This is a genomic window from Paenibacillus sp. FSL E2-8871 (assembly GCF_038000345.1).
Lineage (GTDB): Bacteria > Bacillota > Bacilli > Paenibacillales > Paenibacillaceae > Paenibacillus_AQ.
This window is the reverse complement of sequence record NZ_JBBOBV010000001.1, coordinates 3,731,852-3,746,172: the sequence shown is the minus strand read 5'-3', so window position 1 is coordinate 3,746,172 and position 14,321 is coordinate 3,731,852. Positions and strand designations below refer to the sequence as shown.

Here is a 14,321-nt window from a genome sequence, read left to right as displayed (position 1 = left end):
TTCAATCAGCCTCCTTCTCAGAATCCATACCACGGCTTTGTTTTCCGTCCAGTGATTTGCTTTCCGTCTCCGTTTGCTTTCCCGTACCTGCAAGCTCGAGCAACCAGCCAAGAACCTCTTCGAGAACCGTCGTATTTAATGAATACATAATGAATTGACCTTTTCGTTCATCCTGTACGAGATCGGCATGCTTCAGTGCATTCAGATGGTGAGAAATGCTTGGTTTTGACATGTTGAAAAAATCAGCAATTTCACCTGCGGTTCGGTCCTTCTCCCTTAGTAACCGAATGATTTGGCGACGGGTAGGGTCAGCTAGTGCTTTGAAAGACTCATTCATATTCTTATCTGTCAATGCGTATTCTCCTCATTTTAATTGAGAAAGAAATTGTCACCGAATCTTTGGATTTACCGCCGTTTGAGGCTATGCCCTTGCTAATACTAACTGTGGGCAAGTACTCGATGAATGGTTCGAAACATAGAAGCGGAGGAGAGGATATATGATGCTGACGAATAAGGTTGCAGTTGTTACAGGTGCGGGTTCTGGGATTGGAGAAGCAATTGCTCTTCTTTTTGCCCAGCAGGGGGCTAAGGTTATTGCAGCGGACATCCATCTGGGGGGTGTTGAAGCGGTGGCCAAGAAGGCAGAACAAGGTCATGGCAACGGGGTGGTGTATCCTGTAAAAGCAGACGTTTCGAAGGAAGAGGACACTCAGCGAATGATTGATATTTGGTGGACTTCATATTCTCGTTAATAATGCGGGGATCATGGATAAAATGACCCCGGCTCATGAAATCACAGACGACTTATGGGAGAACGTAATTGCAGTGAACGTCACCGGACCCATGAGAGCCATTCGTAAGGTCCTACCGATTTTCATGGCACAAGAAGGTGGATGTATCATCAATGTAGCATCGATCGGCGGCTTAGAGGGATCACGTGCAGGAGTGGCCTATACTGCCTCCAAGCATGCTGTCATCGGTATGACTAAAAATGTAGGGTATCAGTACTCGAAGCTTGGAATTCGCTGTAATGCTATAGCACCAGGTGGGGTAAAGACGAATATTGATTTGTCTAATCCGAGTGCTTTTGGTAGTCAAAAGGCAGGAGATGGTATGGCGTCAATGCCGCGAACAGGGGAAAGCAGCGAGATCGCATCGATAGCTTTATTCCTGGCTTCAGAAGCTGCGAGCTTCGTGAATGGAACGGTAATAACGGCGGATGCCGGATGGACCGCTTATTAAACAGCTTTTACATTTTAGACAAAAAGGTGTACATTTCCATCTTCATTGCTGGAAGTGTACACCTTTTCTGGTTATACAGGTTGTTCTAACTCTTTTTAAGAGAGGGTCGATATAGGGTAATGGCCTCGCCGCTGTAAGTAGATGTGATAAGGTTGCTTGTGCTAGAATAGGCTAAGAGAAACTGGAAAATAGAGCAGAGCGGCAGAGCTTTTAAAAATATAAGAAAGTAAAAGTTTAGCATCTATACTTTATGTTCTTATATTTCTCGCTTAAACGCTAAGCGTCTTTATATAGACGCCAAAGATGTTTATGCTAGATACATAGCCATATTCTGCGAAAAAGGGAGGAGGAGTACGGTTGCATGTTATTTCTGATCTGATCTCAACATTGTTTGAATGGATTCAGAGTCTTGGTTATTTTGGGATTATGATCGGACTTATGATTGAAGTTATTCCGAGTGAAATTGTACTGGCTTTCGGTGGCTTTTTAGTATGGAGTGGAGATATTAATTTTTTTGGCGCCGTATTATTCGGTACGATCGGCGGAGTCATTGCACAGATTTTTGTATATTGGATTGGCCGTTATGGTGGCAGACCTGTTTTGGAGAAATACGGGAAATATATTTTCATTCAAAAGAAGCATATTGACCATTCGGAAGAGTGGTTCAATAAATACGGGACTGGCGTAATCTTTACAGCTCGTTTTATTCCGGTTGTTCGTCATGCCATTTCCGTTCCAGCTGGGATATCGAAAATGCCTTTAGGTAAGTTCACTTTGTTGACTACGCTTGCTGTTATTCCATGGAGTGCTCTGTTTGTATATCTGGGTATGACCTTGGGGAATAAATGGGAAGATATTGACAAAGTAGCAGCTAAGTATACCAACGAAATTATACTTGTAGCGATCGCTCTGATCATCATTTACTTTGTGTTTAAATGGTACAAATCCAAGAAAAAGGGGACTACAAAATGAAGCAGAATGTAGCTCAAAAGTTTGGAAAAGGCCTAACACCGCGCCAATTCGTAGAAAGTATGACGAAGAATCAACAGGCTTTTGAATCCTGGTATGAGAAGTTTAATTGGGAAGATGAGAGCGATAAGGAATATTTCGAAAGTCTGAACCATCGCGACGATTTGCGGGTACTTATCCTAGCAGCGGATTGGTGTGGAGACGTAGTACGCAATGTTCCTGCTGTATTCCGTATTCTGGAGACGGCGGGAATGAAGACAGAGGTATTTATTTTGGAAGAGAATCCGGAGCTTATGGATGATTTCTTGACCATGGGTGGCAGATCTGTCCCAGTCGTGATTTTTGCAGACACTGGAGGATATGTGCTCGGACATTGGGGTCCTAGACCAGAGCATGTGCAGAGTATAATGAGAGAGTTCAAACGTGAGAATCCTGATCGTGAGGCCGCTGATTACGACAGCAAAATTGCAGAAGCACGTAAGGCCATGGGGCAAGCCTATGGGGAAGGAACGGAATATCAGGCAGTTATCGCAAAAGAACTGCGTAGTCTGATTTCCGGATTCTAAACCGATGCTAAATATACGTTCATTTAATCTGGGTCCACTTCAAACGAATGCCTACTTACTGACAGGTGCGGATCCTGCAAAGGGTATCATCATAGATCCTGGTATGAATCCTGCTGCATTAGTGCGGAGTATCGAAGGAATGGAAATCGAAGCTATTTTGTTAACACATGCACATTTTGATCATATGGGCGGTGTAGACGAAATTCGTAAAGCTAAGAAATGCCCTGTTTATTTACATCCACTTGAAAGTGAATGGCTAAGCAGCCCCAAGCTGAACGGTTCACTAATGTGGTCGGAGGTGTCACCTCCTCTAGCTACAGATCCTGCGGAATATGATCTGGCAGAAGGGCAAGTTCTGCAGTTCATTGGACACACCTTCCGTGTGTACCATACACCTGGTCACTCTCCAGGCAGTGTAAGTTTCCTTTGTGGAAATGATCTATTCTCCGGAGATGTACTCTTTAAAATGGGAGTTGGACGCACAGATTTGCCTGGTGGTAGGGAACGGGATCTGTTCGATTCTATTCGTGGCAAGCTATACAAAATGGATGATGAAGTAAAGGTTTATCCAGGACATGGTCCACGGACAACCATTGGATTTGAAAAGATTCGCAACCCTTATGTTCCTCAATAGACGTTGGTTCTAGTAGAACCGACAAAAACCGAGGAAGTTTTAATAGACAAAAGACTACAAAAGGACTAGAATGAGGTTAATTAAATGTAACATTTACCTCGCGAAGCACGCAGACTGCGGAATTAATCCCGGTTTGCGTTCTTTTTTTGTCTTCATATAGGCTTAAAAGCATGGAGGGAAGTAGAATGGAGAAGAATATATACTACCCGCTGGACTACGGTTGGTATGACTCCAAGGAGAAATGGAACCATTTTTGCAGCAGTAAATGCCGATTTTTTTCGGAGTGTTCAGGAAAGGGTGGCTTTTGTTCATCCATAGAACGTAGAGACATACAATTTGATAATAAGGAACTTCGTAAGAGCTTACTTCAGGAGACCTGTGGGGTTTACGGGGGAGTACCAGTGGTTTCAGGAGGCGAGCTCAGAAGAACGCCTCTTTTTTGGCATTTTCCGGCAAGGAAAGGGATAATTCAGCCCTGGCGGCGCAAGTTGTGGGATCTCAAAAAATAATTATGGAGTGGAATGAACGATTCATAATACATATTCGTACTACAAATAGAAAAGAAATCTTGAATGGAGGGGCAGATGAGCGATCAGTCGCTGGAGAGAATCAGACGGGCTCAGCAGGGAGATACTTCAGCACTGTCTTCACTGCTGCGAGAACACTATACTTTTTTATTCAAATATTTAATCAAGGTGACCATGGACCCGTTGCTGGCAGAGGATCTTGTACAGGACACCATGGTCAGATGTATGGAGAAGATCAACACCTATAACGGAACTTCTTCCTTTTCCTCTTGGTTAATCACAATTGCTACCAGAATATTTATTGATCGAAAGCGGCGCTGGAAGCGTGAAGCGGAATGGAAACAGCGGGAGCAACAGGAACAGGGGATCCGTTCGATTCGTTGGCGATTTGAGAGCAGGGGGGAAGAGTGGAGTGAAGTGCTGGATTCCCTCTCCAGATTACCTTCTGCGCAAAGAGTGGCCGTGCTACTGAAGCATTACTATGGCTATAGTTATGACGAAATTGGCGAAATCCTGCGAGTTCCTTCAGGTACAGTCAAGTCGCGTGTATCCCTTGGACTTAACCAACTACGAAAGGAGCTGAATGAGGATGGAGAAGGATAAAGATAAGGAGCCTGAGTTTTATTTGCATAAGCTTTCAGATGAGCTTGACCGGTTAGATGCACAATATAATGACATCACACCACCTTCATTACAGGAACTGGAGAGGTTAATAGTTGATGCCTCTGTGCATAGAAAGAGCATGGAACGTAAAGAGCTGCTGTTATTCTGGGGCATATCGTTGATTCTGATCAGCGTATTTCTATCCATTCTCGGTTCTGCACCGATGATCTATTGGATTATTCAAGCGCTTATTCCTATTGCGGGACTCAGTGCTCTAGGAATAGCGAGGATCAGGAGGAACAGAGAAGGTGCGCAAGAATGAATGAGCTGCAGGATGTGCCTCTATGGTTATGGTTTTGCATAGCGATAGCATTATTGCTGCAAGGGACATTGCTGTTCCGGGACGCAAGACGACGCGGAAGAAAAGCTTGGTTCTGGGGACTGTGGGCTATTACTACAGTTCCGTCACCCGCATTAGTCTACTTACTTGTTGTCATTCTTCCTGACCGACGTAGAAGGAAGAAGCAGTTGTAAAGCTTTAGTAAGAAGCTCGTTCCTTTCATCCTATTACAAGGAGTGGTACTTCATGGAAGAGGTAAAATGGGGTTTAATCATGCCGTTAATCATTCTGCAGGCTTTGCTTGCTATTATTGGACTGATATCTCTGGCCAAAGCGGATAACGTTCGTGGTCCAAAATGGATGTGGATTATTATCATTATTTGCGGAAATATATTAGGCAGCGTAGCTTATTTCACAATAGGAAGGAAAGATGTCTGATGTCACTCCTTCAAGTTACGAATTTGCGCAAAAGCTATGGGGCGCATGTTTCCGTAAATGATATAAGCTTTGAAATTGAGAAAGGACGGTGCGTCGCTTTACTTGGGCCTAACGGTGCTGGGAAAACGACCACACTTCGTATGCTGGCAGGGCTGTTAGAACCCACCTCCGGAATGATTTCATTTGAGGGGAGCCGTCCGGGAGCAGGATATCGCAGGGGATTAGGATATGTGCCACAGTCTCCAGCTTTTTATGGGTGGATGACTGGATATGAATATGTTATTTTCGCTGCAAAGCTTAGTGGAATGGGAACTAAAGACGCTACCAGCAGGGCATTGGAATCGCTTGAGCGAGTAGGGCTTAAAGGTGATGCTCGTCGCCGGATTGGTGGATACTCTGGCGGGATGAAGCAGCGGCTGGGTCTGGCTCAGGCGCTTGTGCATCGGCCTCGTCTACTATTGCTTGATGAGCCTGTATCTGCACTTGATCCGATTGGTCGCAGAGAAGTAATGGGACTGATGCGGGAAATACGTGAAGAGACAACTGTAGTTTTTTCTACACATGTGCTGCATGATGCAGAAGAAATTTGTGATGATATTATTTTAATGAATCAGGGCTTGATTGCTGAGAAGGGGTCTTTATCACAGCTTCGTTCACAATACAGCCTTCCTGTTATTCGTGTACGTACGGAGAAGCAAGAAAAAGCTATTCAGTGGCTGGAGTCTCTTGCTGCCAAACCGTTTGTACTAGAGACTCAGTTGTTCGGAGATCAGGCCATTTTTAATGTGAACGATGTAGACATGGCTCGTTGGACGATTCTGCAAGAAGCGGCGCAGCTTGAAATTCCATTGCTGCAATTTGAAGCGGGTTCTTCCACGTTAGAGGATTTATTTATGAAGGTGGTGGGAGTATGAGAAGCGCCTGGGTCCTTTATCGCAAAGAAATGCTCGAAATGACTCGCAGTTATAAGTTAATCTGGATACCTGTCGTTTTTATCATATTAGGCATTATGCAGCCGTTAACTACTTATTATTTGCCGGAAATATTAAAAGCTTCAGGTGATGTTCCCCCAGGACTGCTAGAGGGGTATGAAATACCGAGTGCCGCAGCTGTGATGGCGCAATCTCTGGGACAGTACGGAACGATCGGAATGTTAGTATTGGCGCTTGGCGCGATGAATGTTTTAGCTGGTGAGCGCTATAGCGGAACTATGGAATTAATTCTGGTAAGGCCGGTTTCTCCGGCCGCAATAGTGTTCGCTAAATGGGCAGCGCAGCTGACCCTGTTGATCGTTGCTCTTGGATTGGGTGCAGCGGGCGCGGCTTACTACACGGAGCAGTTGATTGGTTCACTATCTTGGGGCGATGTTATCGCAGCTTCTGGAGTATATAGTTTATGGTTATTATGTGCTGTCTCGGCTACGTTGTTGTTTAGTGCCTTTTTAAAACCTCCAGTAGCCGCATTTTTAGCACTGGCGTTAATGGCTGGCTCGTCATTAGGCTTAAGCTTATTGCCTAGATGGTTTGACTGGACACCCGCAGGACTTTCCGGGCTGTCAGCAGGAATTCTTACAGCTGGAGAGGGCTTTAGAGCAGGTCCATATCTTTCTGCCGGTGTATTGATCATAATTTGCCTTGTTGGGGCTTCGCTTTTGACAAGGAAGAATAACTTTCCCGACTGATTATTATCCTGTGCTGTATCGAATATAGTATATTTAAAAATATAAGAAAGTATAAGTTTCACACTATACATTTTCCTTCTATTTCTCGCATAAACGCATATCGTCCTTAGGGGACGCCGAGGCGTTATTGCTTGGTAGAATTCTCAGGATCGTCCGGCCTGCCGCTAGACAGTTCTATCTTTTTTTAGTAGACTGTTGAAATAAGCAAAATCATGATAGATTTTGGGGTCAGGAGGTAGGGCGATGCTGCGTTTAGGAGAAAAGATTGTCATTGTTGCGGACGCTTTTGAGCAGAGTCTTCCTATCGGGGAATACGGCTACCTAATTGCTTACGACCGCAATCCCGATAATGCGTTTGACTATGTTATACGTGTACCGGAAGCCAACAGGAACTTTTATGTTCCGGCTGAAGACATTGAGGCGGAAGAACATTTATTAGTAGCTGAGGCTGAAAGAGCAACGCATGAAGCGTTAATTGATTATGCTTTGTCCACGTACAATGAGAAGCTGTTCCATCATTTGATGAACGGTGAAGATATGGATACAGAAGAGACGGAAACAACGTCAACCGAAAGCATGTCCCAAGCAGATTTCATCAAACAAGTGAATCTTAGAGCTTGGATTTAAGGAAGGCCGGCGAAAGCCGGCTTTTTTGTTATAACCCCATCATTGAATTGTCCAAGCTTCTACAATATAATTAAAAACGTTATCCGGGCGCTTTAGCCCTTTAAACAGGAGGGATTTATCTTATGAGCATTACCGTTAAAGATGTGCAGCATGTGGCCAAGCTGGCTCGTCTGCAATTGAGCCCGGAAGAAGAGGCAACCTTTACAGAACAAATGAATGCTATTTTACAATATGCTGAGAAGTTGAATGAGCTAGATACGGAGAATGTGAAGCCGACCACGCATGTACTGCAGGTCAGTAATGTGATGCGTGATGATGTTGTGAAGGAAAGCCTAACGCAAGAGGAAGCACTTCTTAACGCGCCGGACGATGAAGACGGACATTTCAAGGTTCCAGCTGTTTTGGAATAACTACATAATTAGAAAGGGGGAAGAATCTTGAGCCTGTTTCAAAATCGATTGCCTGAAGTACATCGCATGTTAACTGCTAAAGAAGTATCGGTCAGTGAACTGACTGAAGAATCGCTGGCGATTATCGCTGAGCGGGATAAGAAAGTAAATGCATTTTTGACCTTGAACGAGGAGGGCGCTCGTAGCACCGCACGCGCTTTGGACGACAAACTGGCATCTGGAGCAGCACGTGGATTGCTGTTTGGTCTTCCTGCCGGAATTAAGGATAATATTGTAACTAAGGGACTACGCACGACCTGTGCCAGCCAATTTTTGAAAGATTTCCAGCCGATTTATAACGCTACTGTGGCTTCTAAACTGCAGCAGGCAGATGCCGTAACGATCGGTAAATTGAATATGGATGAATTCGCAATGGGTGGATCTAATGAGAATTCAAGCTTTGGTCCTGTACGCAATCCTTGGGATTTAGAGCGTGTGCCCGGCGGTTCCAGTGGCGGATCTGCTGCAGCAGTAGCTGCAGGCGAAGTGTTCTTCTCACTAGGTTCGGATACTGGGGGTTCCATCCGCCAGCCTGCTTCCTATTGTGGTGTTGTAGGTCTCAAACCTACTTATGGTCTTGTATCACGATATGGACTGGTAGCCTTTGCTTCCTCACTCGATCAGATTGGACCATTAACACGTAATGTAGAGGATTCTGCATATGTGCTTCAAGCGATTGCTGGTTATGATGCCCAGGACTCTACTTCAGCTAAAGTAGAAATTCCTGATTATTTGAGTTCTCTGACTGGTGATGTTTCCGGACTTCGCATTGCTGTACCTAAGGAATACTTGGGAGCAGGTGTCGATGCTTCTGTGCGTGAGACAGTCTTGTCCGCACTTAAGGTGCTGGAAGGAATGGGTGCTGTCTGGGAGGAAGTTTCGTTACCACATACGGAATACGCAGTAGCAGCTTATTATTTGCTGTCCTCTTCGGAAGCTTCATCTAACCTCGCGCGTTTTGACGGTGTGCGTTATGGTGCACGTGTAGATGAAGGCGGAGGATTGCTTGATCTATATCTTAATTCCCGCAGTCGCGGCTTTGGCCCTGAGGTCAAACGTCGTATTATGCTAGGGACTTATGCGCTTAGCTCCGGGTATTACGATGCTTATTATTTAAAAGCACAAAAAGTGCGTACTTTGATTAAACAGGACTTTGATGACATCTTTAAAAAATATGATGTGGTCATCGGGCCTACAGCGCCTACGACAGCATTCAAATTAGGTTCACAGACGGAGGATCCGCTGACCATGTATCTGAACGATATTCTCACGATTCCTGTGAGCTTGGCAGGTATTCCTGCTGTTAGCGTTCCTTGTGGCTTTGCGGAAGGCATGCCAGTAGGTTTGCAAATTATCGGTAAAGAATTTGACGAGAGTACGATTCTGCGTGTTGCTCACGCGTTTGAACAAAATACTGATCATCACAAGCAGCGTCCACAGCTGTAGTAAAGGAGGGAATGGGATTACTTATGTCTAAATACGAAACGGTCATCGGCTTAGAGGTTCACGTAGAACTTCATACCAACTCCAAAATCTTTTGCGGATGCTCCACTGAATTTGGAGCTCCGCCTAACACACATACCTGTCCTGTCTGCCTGGGTCACCCCGGCGTATTGCCAGTTCTTAACAAACAAGCGGTAGATTACGCTATGAAAGCAGCGATGGCGCTAAATTGTACCATTGGTGATGTTAGTAAATTCGACCGCAAGAACTATTTTTACCCGGATTCACCGAAAGCTTATCAGATTTCGCAGTTCGATCAACCTATTGGTTTGAACGGCTGGATCGACATTGAAGTGAATGGAGAAACGAAACGGATTGGTATTACTCGTCTTCATTTGGAAGAGGATGCGGGTAAGCTTACGCACGTAGATGGCGGTTTTGCGTCGCTCGTCGATTTCAACCGGGTGGGAACACCGCTTATCGAAATCGTATCTGAGCCAGACTTGCGCTCGCCAGAGGAAGCTCGTGCTTATCTGGAGAAAATCCGTGCCATTATGCAATACTGCGACGTATCCGATGTCAAGATGGAAGAGGGATCGATGCGCTGTGACGCGAACATCAGTCTACGTCCAGAAGGACAAGAGGAATTCGGTATTAGAGCAGAGCTTAAGAACATGAACTCCTTCCGCGGTGTGCTGCGTGGACTGGAGTATGAACAATATCGTCAGGCTGAGATCCTGGATGATGGTGGAGTAGTTGTACAAGAGACTCGCCGCTGGGATGAAGCCCAAGGGAAAACTTTATCTATGCGTGGAAAAGAAGAAGCGCACGATTATCGTTATTTCCCAGATCCAGATCTGATCGTGCTGCATATTGACGATGCGTGGAAAGAATCCATTCGTTCGACGATCCCGGAACTACCGGATGCAAGGCAAGCTCGCTACAGTGAAGAACTGGGTCTTACAGCTTATGATGCTGGCGTGATCACTTCCTCTAAACCGCTAGCGGACTTTTTCGAAGGATGCCTTACTTATACGCAGGATGCCAAGGCTGTAGCTAACTGGATCATGGGTGATCTGCTTGCTTATTTGAACAGTAATAACCTGGAATTGTCTCAGGTCAAAATTACGCCGCAAGGGCTCGGGGAAATGATCGGCCTCATTGCAGGTGGAACCATCAGCAGCAAGATCGCTAAAACGGTATTTAAAGAAATGCTAGAGAGCGGTAAATTGCCTGCTGCAATCGTTGAGGAAAAAGGTCTGGTACAAATCAGCGATGAAGGTGCCATTAAAGGAATTGTGGAAGCTGTCGTAGCTGCCAATCCACAATCAGTGGAAGATTATAAAGCAGGTAAACAGAAAGCCATCGGTTTCCTCGTAGGACAAGTTATGAAAGAAAGTAAAGGTAAGGCAAATCCAGGTCTTGCGAATAAACTTCTGATCGAGGTATTGAGCAATTAAAACGATTATCGTCTTTAGTAGTCGATAACGTTGTTTATACTTGGGGTAATATACTTATGTAATAAGCTAAGGGCTTGTCGGCAACGGCAGGCCCTTAGCGGCATATAAGGGGACTAGTAGGGATGAATACAATTATTAAGCTAAACCTCCAGGATGATAGTACCGTTAATGAACTATGGAGCCTCCAGCATAAGGCCTACCGGCTAGAAGCGGAGTTAATAGGGTTTCGTGAGATCCCACCGCTTATGGAGACGAGAGAGATGCTCAGCCGCTCTAAAGAGGATTTTTACGGCTGCTTTGATGAAGATGAAGAACTGATGGGTGCTATTGCTATAGAAGAAGAATCCCCGGGCAAACTCACGATTACGCGGATGATGGTGGGACCGGACTTTTTCCGCAGAGGTATTGCAAGCTGTCTCTTGGAATATGTATTTGAACATTTTTCAGGGATGGAGCAATACATCGTATCTACGGGGAAGCTAAACCTGCCTGCCGTTTCTTTGTACAGCAAGCATGGTTTTGTACCTATGGGATCGCAGGAAGTTGCTCCCGGTGTGGAATTGATTGATTTTTATCGGAGTGGTTCACTTTGAAGAAGCATATACACAGACCCATGTTTACGAAAGGAGGAGCCGAGATATGACAAATGATTCTGCAATACTCACAGCGCAGGAAGAGCAGCGGGGTTCAGCCGATCTTGAGACTACGGAGAGTGAGATTCAGAAGAAGATAATCCCTCCACGTCCAAAACGGCGCCGCCGCAAACGCAAATTTATCGCTGGACTATTGGCAGCTCTCATCCCAGGAACTGGGCACTTATACTTTGGGCTTCTCCGCAAAGGAATTACCTTTATCTTCTTGATACTATTGGATATCTCAGCTTTAATTTATTTCTCATCCATTGGAATGCAGATTAATGTTCCGTTGCTTATTTTACTTGCACTGATTATTCCGGCGATATATTTCTATAATGTGTATGATGTACTGCAATCAGCGGACAAGATTCTCCGTTACCCTGAAGATCAAGAGCTTGATGATCCTGTGGCAAAAATAACTACACCTCCTAAGCGTCGTAGTATCGTCAGTGAACCTGGCGTATCCTTTGGATTTCTACTTCTTTTAGGGGGAGCGCTTCTCATTCTGTTTCGCCAAAAGCCAGCATGGCTGCAATTTTTTATTGAGCATTACTCCGAAGTGGCCGTGTCTGCAGTTTTATTATGTGGTGGTATATATGTAGGAGCGAGAGAAATTGTCAGAGGAATCGTTTCGCGCAAGAAAAATGAGTCTCATAACCGGCGTGTAGGAAGATATACGGCATCGGTCTTGCTTATTGCTATGGCCATCCCGTTGTTTCTGGATTGGAGAGACGGGTCGGATTATATGCTTTTACTCTTGAAGTGGTGGCCGGTCATCCCAGTGTTGTGGGGGATTGAGTTCCTGTTCATGTATTTCTTCTCTGGTCGTTCAGGCTCTGTACAAAAGGGAACAAGAATCAGATTGGATTTACGCGGCCTTTTATCTACTATATTGCTTGCTGCGAGTGTGTTTATCGTTGCCGAACAAGAACATTACTTATATCTGTGGAAAAATGTGAGTCTCAACCTTACAGCAGCTGCAGTCGACTATGGCGAGGCGAAGGGAAGTAAATTTCAGAAGGCTCCACTTATTGTTCCAGTGAAGTTAAATACAGCCAAAATATCCGTTGATGGTATTAATGGAGATATTTTATTGCACCGGGCTCCCGTAGATAATATTCAAATTACTACTACAGTTTGGGTAGATCAATTGGAAGGTCCGATGGCTGAGGCCATTTCGGAACAGTCCTTTGTGGATGTTGTTGAAGGACCAACTATAAAAATCACTTCAAACAGCAAGGCGTACGGAGAATCAGGTAAGCGTCAGCCGCGAATGGATTTGGACATTTCTTTGCCGGAAGACCGCCGTTTTAACCTAGATGTTCGCACTATGAATGGTGGGATCACCCTGCAGAACATAGAAGCGATCGAAGATATTTCGCTGGAAACGGGAAATGGAGAACTTATTCTTCATCGTATCTTTGGTAATGTGAAAGGGAAAACACTGAATGGAGCTGTGCGTGCGAGATCCGTCCAGGGCAGCGTTGATTTATCAACGAGCGGTGGCAATATGAATGCTTGGAATGTCACAGGAGCCTTGAAATTATCAACGGCAGTTGGCAATATCGGTGCAACCGGGAATGAAGCCGAGATCGATATTTCTAGCAAAAATGGTAATTTAGAGATTGATGGAGCCAGATCGAAGCTGCATGCAGAATCCTTGAATGGCATCATTGATGTTCGTTCACATGAAGTCGGAGGAGACTGGGACATTTATAGTGCAGTTGGCGATATTCAATTGTATTTGCCGCAGTTAGGGAACTATAAGTTGAATGGCTCAAGTGGATATGGCGATATTATTTCAGATTTACCTACCTTAACCATTGATAAGAAGAAGATATCTGGTGAAGTGGGCACAGGTGAGTTCAAGATTCAGGTTGAGGGAAACAGCAACTTAAATGTGAGAGGTTATTGAAAAAAGTAATTTTTCTTATATAATAATGAATATAATGTATCGACTTCGTTGACAAGATTGAAAACCCAGTCTTACAATTATAAGAAATATTTCTTTTATTTTTAAATTTAAAAGGCGGTGACAGTCATGGGGAGTGGCGTACAACATGCATTGGAACAATTAAAAACAACAGGTGTCCGTATAACGCCCCAGCGTCATGCGATTCTTACGTATTTGATGGAAGCAATGAATCATCCTACAGCTGACGATATATATCGGGCATTAGAGCCTAAATTTCCGAGCATGAGCGTGGCAACCGTATATAATAATCTCAAGATGTTTATGGAAGCTGGCATGGTTCGTGAGTTGACCTATGGGGATAGCTCCAGCCGTTTTGATGCCAATGTGTCTGATCATTATCATGTTATATGTCAGAAATGCGGTAAGATTGAGGATTTCAGTTATCCTTCGCTTAGGGATGTAGAGCTGCATGCTGAGCAAGCTACAGGCTTTAAGATTACAGGATTGCGTATGGAGCTGCATGGATTTTGCAAAAGTTGTAGAGAGAAGCAGCATTAAGACTAGAATAGAACGGTATCAAGGCGATCTACCAAGTTATCACTAAACGTGCGAAATCCGAAAGCGGAGGACTCACGTTTTTATTTTTTTACAAATATAAGAACGACAACGTCATTTCTTCATGAATATAACAATTTGTAGGATAAATGACTATTTTCTACTGGTTATACGAAACCAAGTGGATGTTATAATCGTAATGTTAGACTCTATTAAAAATCATATTATTATCTGGAG

General features: G+C 44.5%; 18 protein-coding genes and 1 pseudogene. 18 read left to right on the top strand and 1 reads right to left on the bottom strand.

What is annotated here, in order from left to right; genetic code table 11:
* Window position 1: 1 nt before the first annotated feature.
* Window positions 2-337, bottom strand: coding sequence for an autorepressor SdpR family transcription factor (locus NYE25_RS17040; protein ID WP_341147739.1), 336 nt, complete (start codon window positions 335-337; stop codon window positions 2-4).
* 160 nt (window positions 338-497) lie between these two features.
* Here NYE25_RS17040 and NYE25_RS17035 point away from each other — a divergent pair.
* From NYE25_RS17035 to NYE25_RS16950, 18 genes and pseudogenes are all read left to right on the top strand, one after another.
* Window positions 498-1,242, top strand: a pseudogene (locus NYE25_RS17035) (SDR family oxidoreductase).
* Between the two features lie 357 nt (window positions 1,243-1,599).
* Window positions 1,600-2,214 (top strand): DedA family protein, encoded by a 615-nt coding sequence (locus NYE25_RS17030; RefSeq protein WP_042191826.1) that lies wholly within the window; start codon window positions 1,600-1,602, stop codon window positions 2,212-2,214.
* Window positions 2,211-2,777 (top strand): thioredoxin family protein, encoded by a 567-nt coding sequence (locus tag NYE25_RS17025; RefSeq protein WP_149644897.1) that lies wholly within the window; start codon window positions 2,211-2,213, stop codon window positions 2,775-2,777. The genes NYE25_RS17030 and NYE25_RS17025 overlap by 4 nt, the downstream gene beginning before the upstream one ends.
* A 4-nt stretch (window positions 2,778-2,781) precedes the next feature.
* Window positions 2,782-3,411, top strand: a complete 630-nt coding sequence (locus NYE25_RS17020; RefSeq protein ID WP_094872421.1) for an MBL fold metallo-hydrolase — start codon at window positions 2,782-2,784, stop codon at window positions 3,409-3,411.
* 185 nt (window positions 3,412-3,596) lie between these two features.
* Window positions 3,597-3,920, top strand: a complete 324-nt coding sequence (locus tag NYE25_RS17015) for a hypothetical protein (RefSeq protein ID WP_341146446.1) — start codon at window positions 3,597-3,599, stop codon at window positions 3,918-3,920.
* Window positions 3,921-3,995: 75 nt separating this feature from the next.
* On the top strand, window positions 3,996-4,541 hold the full coding sequence (gene sigY, locus NYE25_RS17010; RefSeq protein ID WP_149644899.1) for an RNA polymerase sigma factor SigY: 546 nt from the start codon (window positions 3,996-3,998) through the stop codon (window positions 4,539-4,541).
* The gene (locus tag NYE25_RS17005; protein ID WP_341146445.1) at window positions 4,528-4,863 is read left to right on the top strand and encodes a YxlC family protein; all 336 of its coding nucleotides are present in this window, start codon (window positions 4,528-4,530) and stop codon (window positions 4,861-4,863) included. Before sigY ends, NYE25_RS17005 begins: the two co-directional genes overlap by 14 nt.
* Entirely contained in the window at window positions 4,860-5,075 is a 216-nt protein-coding gene (locus NYE25_RS17000) for a hypothetical protein (protein WP_339267200.1), read from the top strand. The genes NYE25_RS17005 and NYE25_RS17000 overlap by 4 nt, the downstream gene beginning before the upstream one ends.
* Window positions 5,076-5,127: 52 nt before the next feature.
* Entirely contained in the window at window positions 5,128-5,319 is a 192-nt protein-coding gene (locus NYE25_RS16995) for a PLDc N-terminal domain-containing protein (protein ID WP_036680175.1), read from the top strand.
* Window positions 5,319-6,233, top strand: a complete 915-nt coding sequence (locus tag NYE25_RS16990; protein ID WP_341146444.1) for an ABC transporter ATP-binding protein — start codon at window positions 5,319-5,321, stop codon at window positions 6,231-6,233. Before NYE25_RS16995 ends, NYE25_RS16990 begins: the two co-directional genes overlap by 1 nt.
* A complete protein-coding gene (locus NYE25_RS16985; protein ID WP_339267196.1) occupies window positions 6,230-7,000 on the top strand; it encodes an ABC transporter permease subunit in 771 nt (256 codons plus the stop codon). Before NYE25_RS16990 ends, NYE25_RS16985 begins: the two co-directional genes overlap by 4 nt.
* 243 nt (window positions 7,001-7,243) lie before the next feature.
* The gene (locus tag NYE25_RS16980; RefSeq protein WP_042131017.1) at window positions 7,244-7,627 is read left to right on the top strand and encodes a hypothetical protein; all 384 of its coding nucleotides are present in this window, start codon (window positions 7,244-7,246) and stop codon (window positions 7,625-7,627) included.
* A gap of 122 nt (window positions 7,628-7,749) precedes the next feature.
* A complete protein-coding gene (gene gatC, locus NYE25_RS16975) occupies window positions 7,750-8,037 on the top strand; it encodes an Asp-tRNA(Asn)/Glu-tRNA(Gln) amidotransferase subunit GatC (RefSeq protein WP_042131015.1) in 288 nt (95 codons plus the stop codon).
* Between the two features lie 27 nt (window positions 8,038-8,064).
* Window positions 8,065-9,522 carry an Asp-tRNA(Asn)/Glu-tRNA(Gln) amidotransferase subunit GatA gene (gene gatA, locus NYE25_RS16970; protein WP_042191806.1) on the top strand — a complete coding sequence of 486 codons (1,458 nt, stop codon included), beginning with the start codon at window positions 8,065-8,067 and terminating at the stop codon, window positions 9,520-9,522.
* Window positions 9,523-9,533: 11 nt separating this feature from the next.
* Window positions 9,534-10,979 carry an Asp-tRNA(Asn)/Glu-tRNA(Gln) amidotransferase subunit GatB gene (gene gatB, locus NYE25_RS16965; protein ID WP_076300655.1) on the top strand — a complete coding sequence of 482 codons (1,446 nt, stop codon included), beginning with the start codon at window positions 9,534-9,536 and terminating at the stop codon, window positions 10,977-10,979.
* A gap of 122 nt (window positions 10,980-11,101) precedes the next feature.
* Window positions 11,102-11,572, top strand: a complete 471-nt coding sequence (locus tag NYE25_RS16960; RefSeq protein WP_339243492.1) for a GNAT family N-acetyltransferase — start codon at window positions 11,102-11,104, stop codon at window positions 11,570-11,572.
* 46 nt (window positions 11,573-11,618) lie between these two features.
* Window positions 11,619-13,529: a DUF4097 family beta strand repeat-containing protein gene (locus tag NYE25_RS16955; protein WP_341146443.1), complete on the top strand. Its 1,911-nt coding sequence runs from the start codon at window positions 11,619-11,621 to the stop codon at window positions 13,527-13,529.
* A 126-nt stretch (window positions 13,530-13,655) separates the two neighbouring features.
* Complete coding sequence (locus NYE25_RS16950) at window positions 13,656-14,087, top strand: Fur family transcriptional regulator (protein ID WP_042191799.1); 432 nt, start codon at window positions 13,656-13,658, stop codon at window positions 14,085-14,087.
* Window positions 14,088-14,321: the final 234 nt, after the last annotated feature.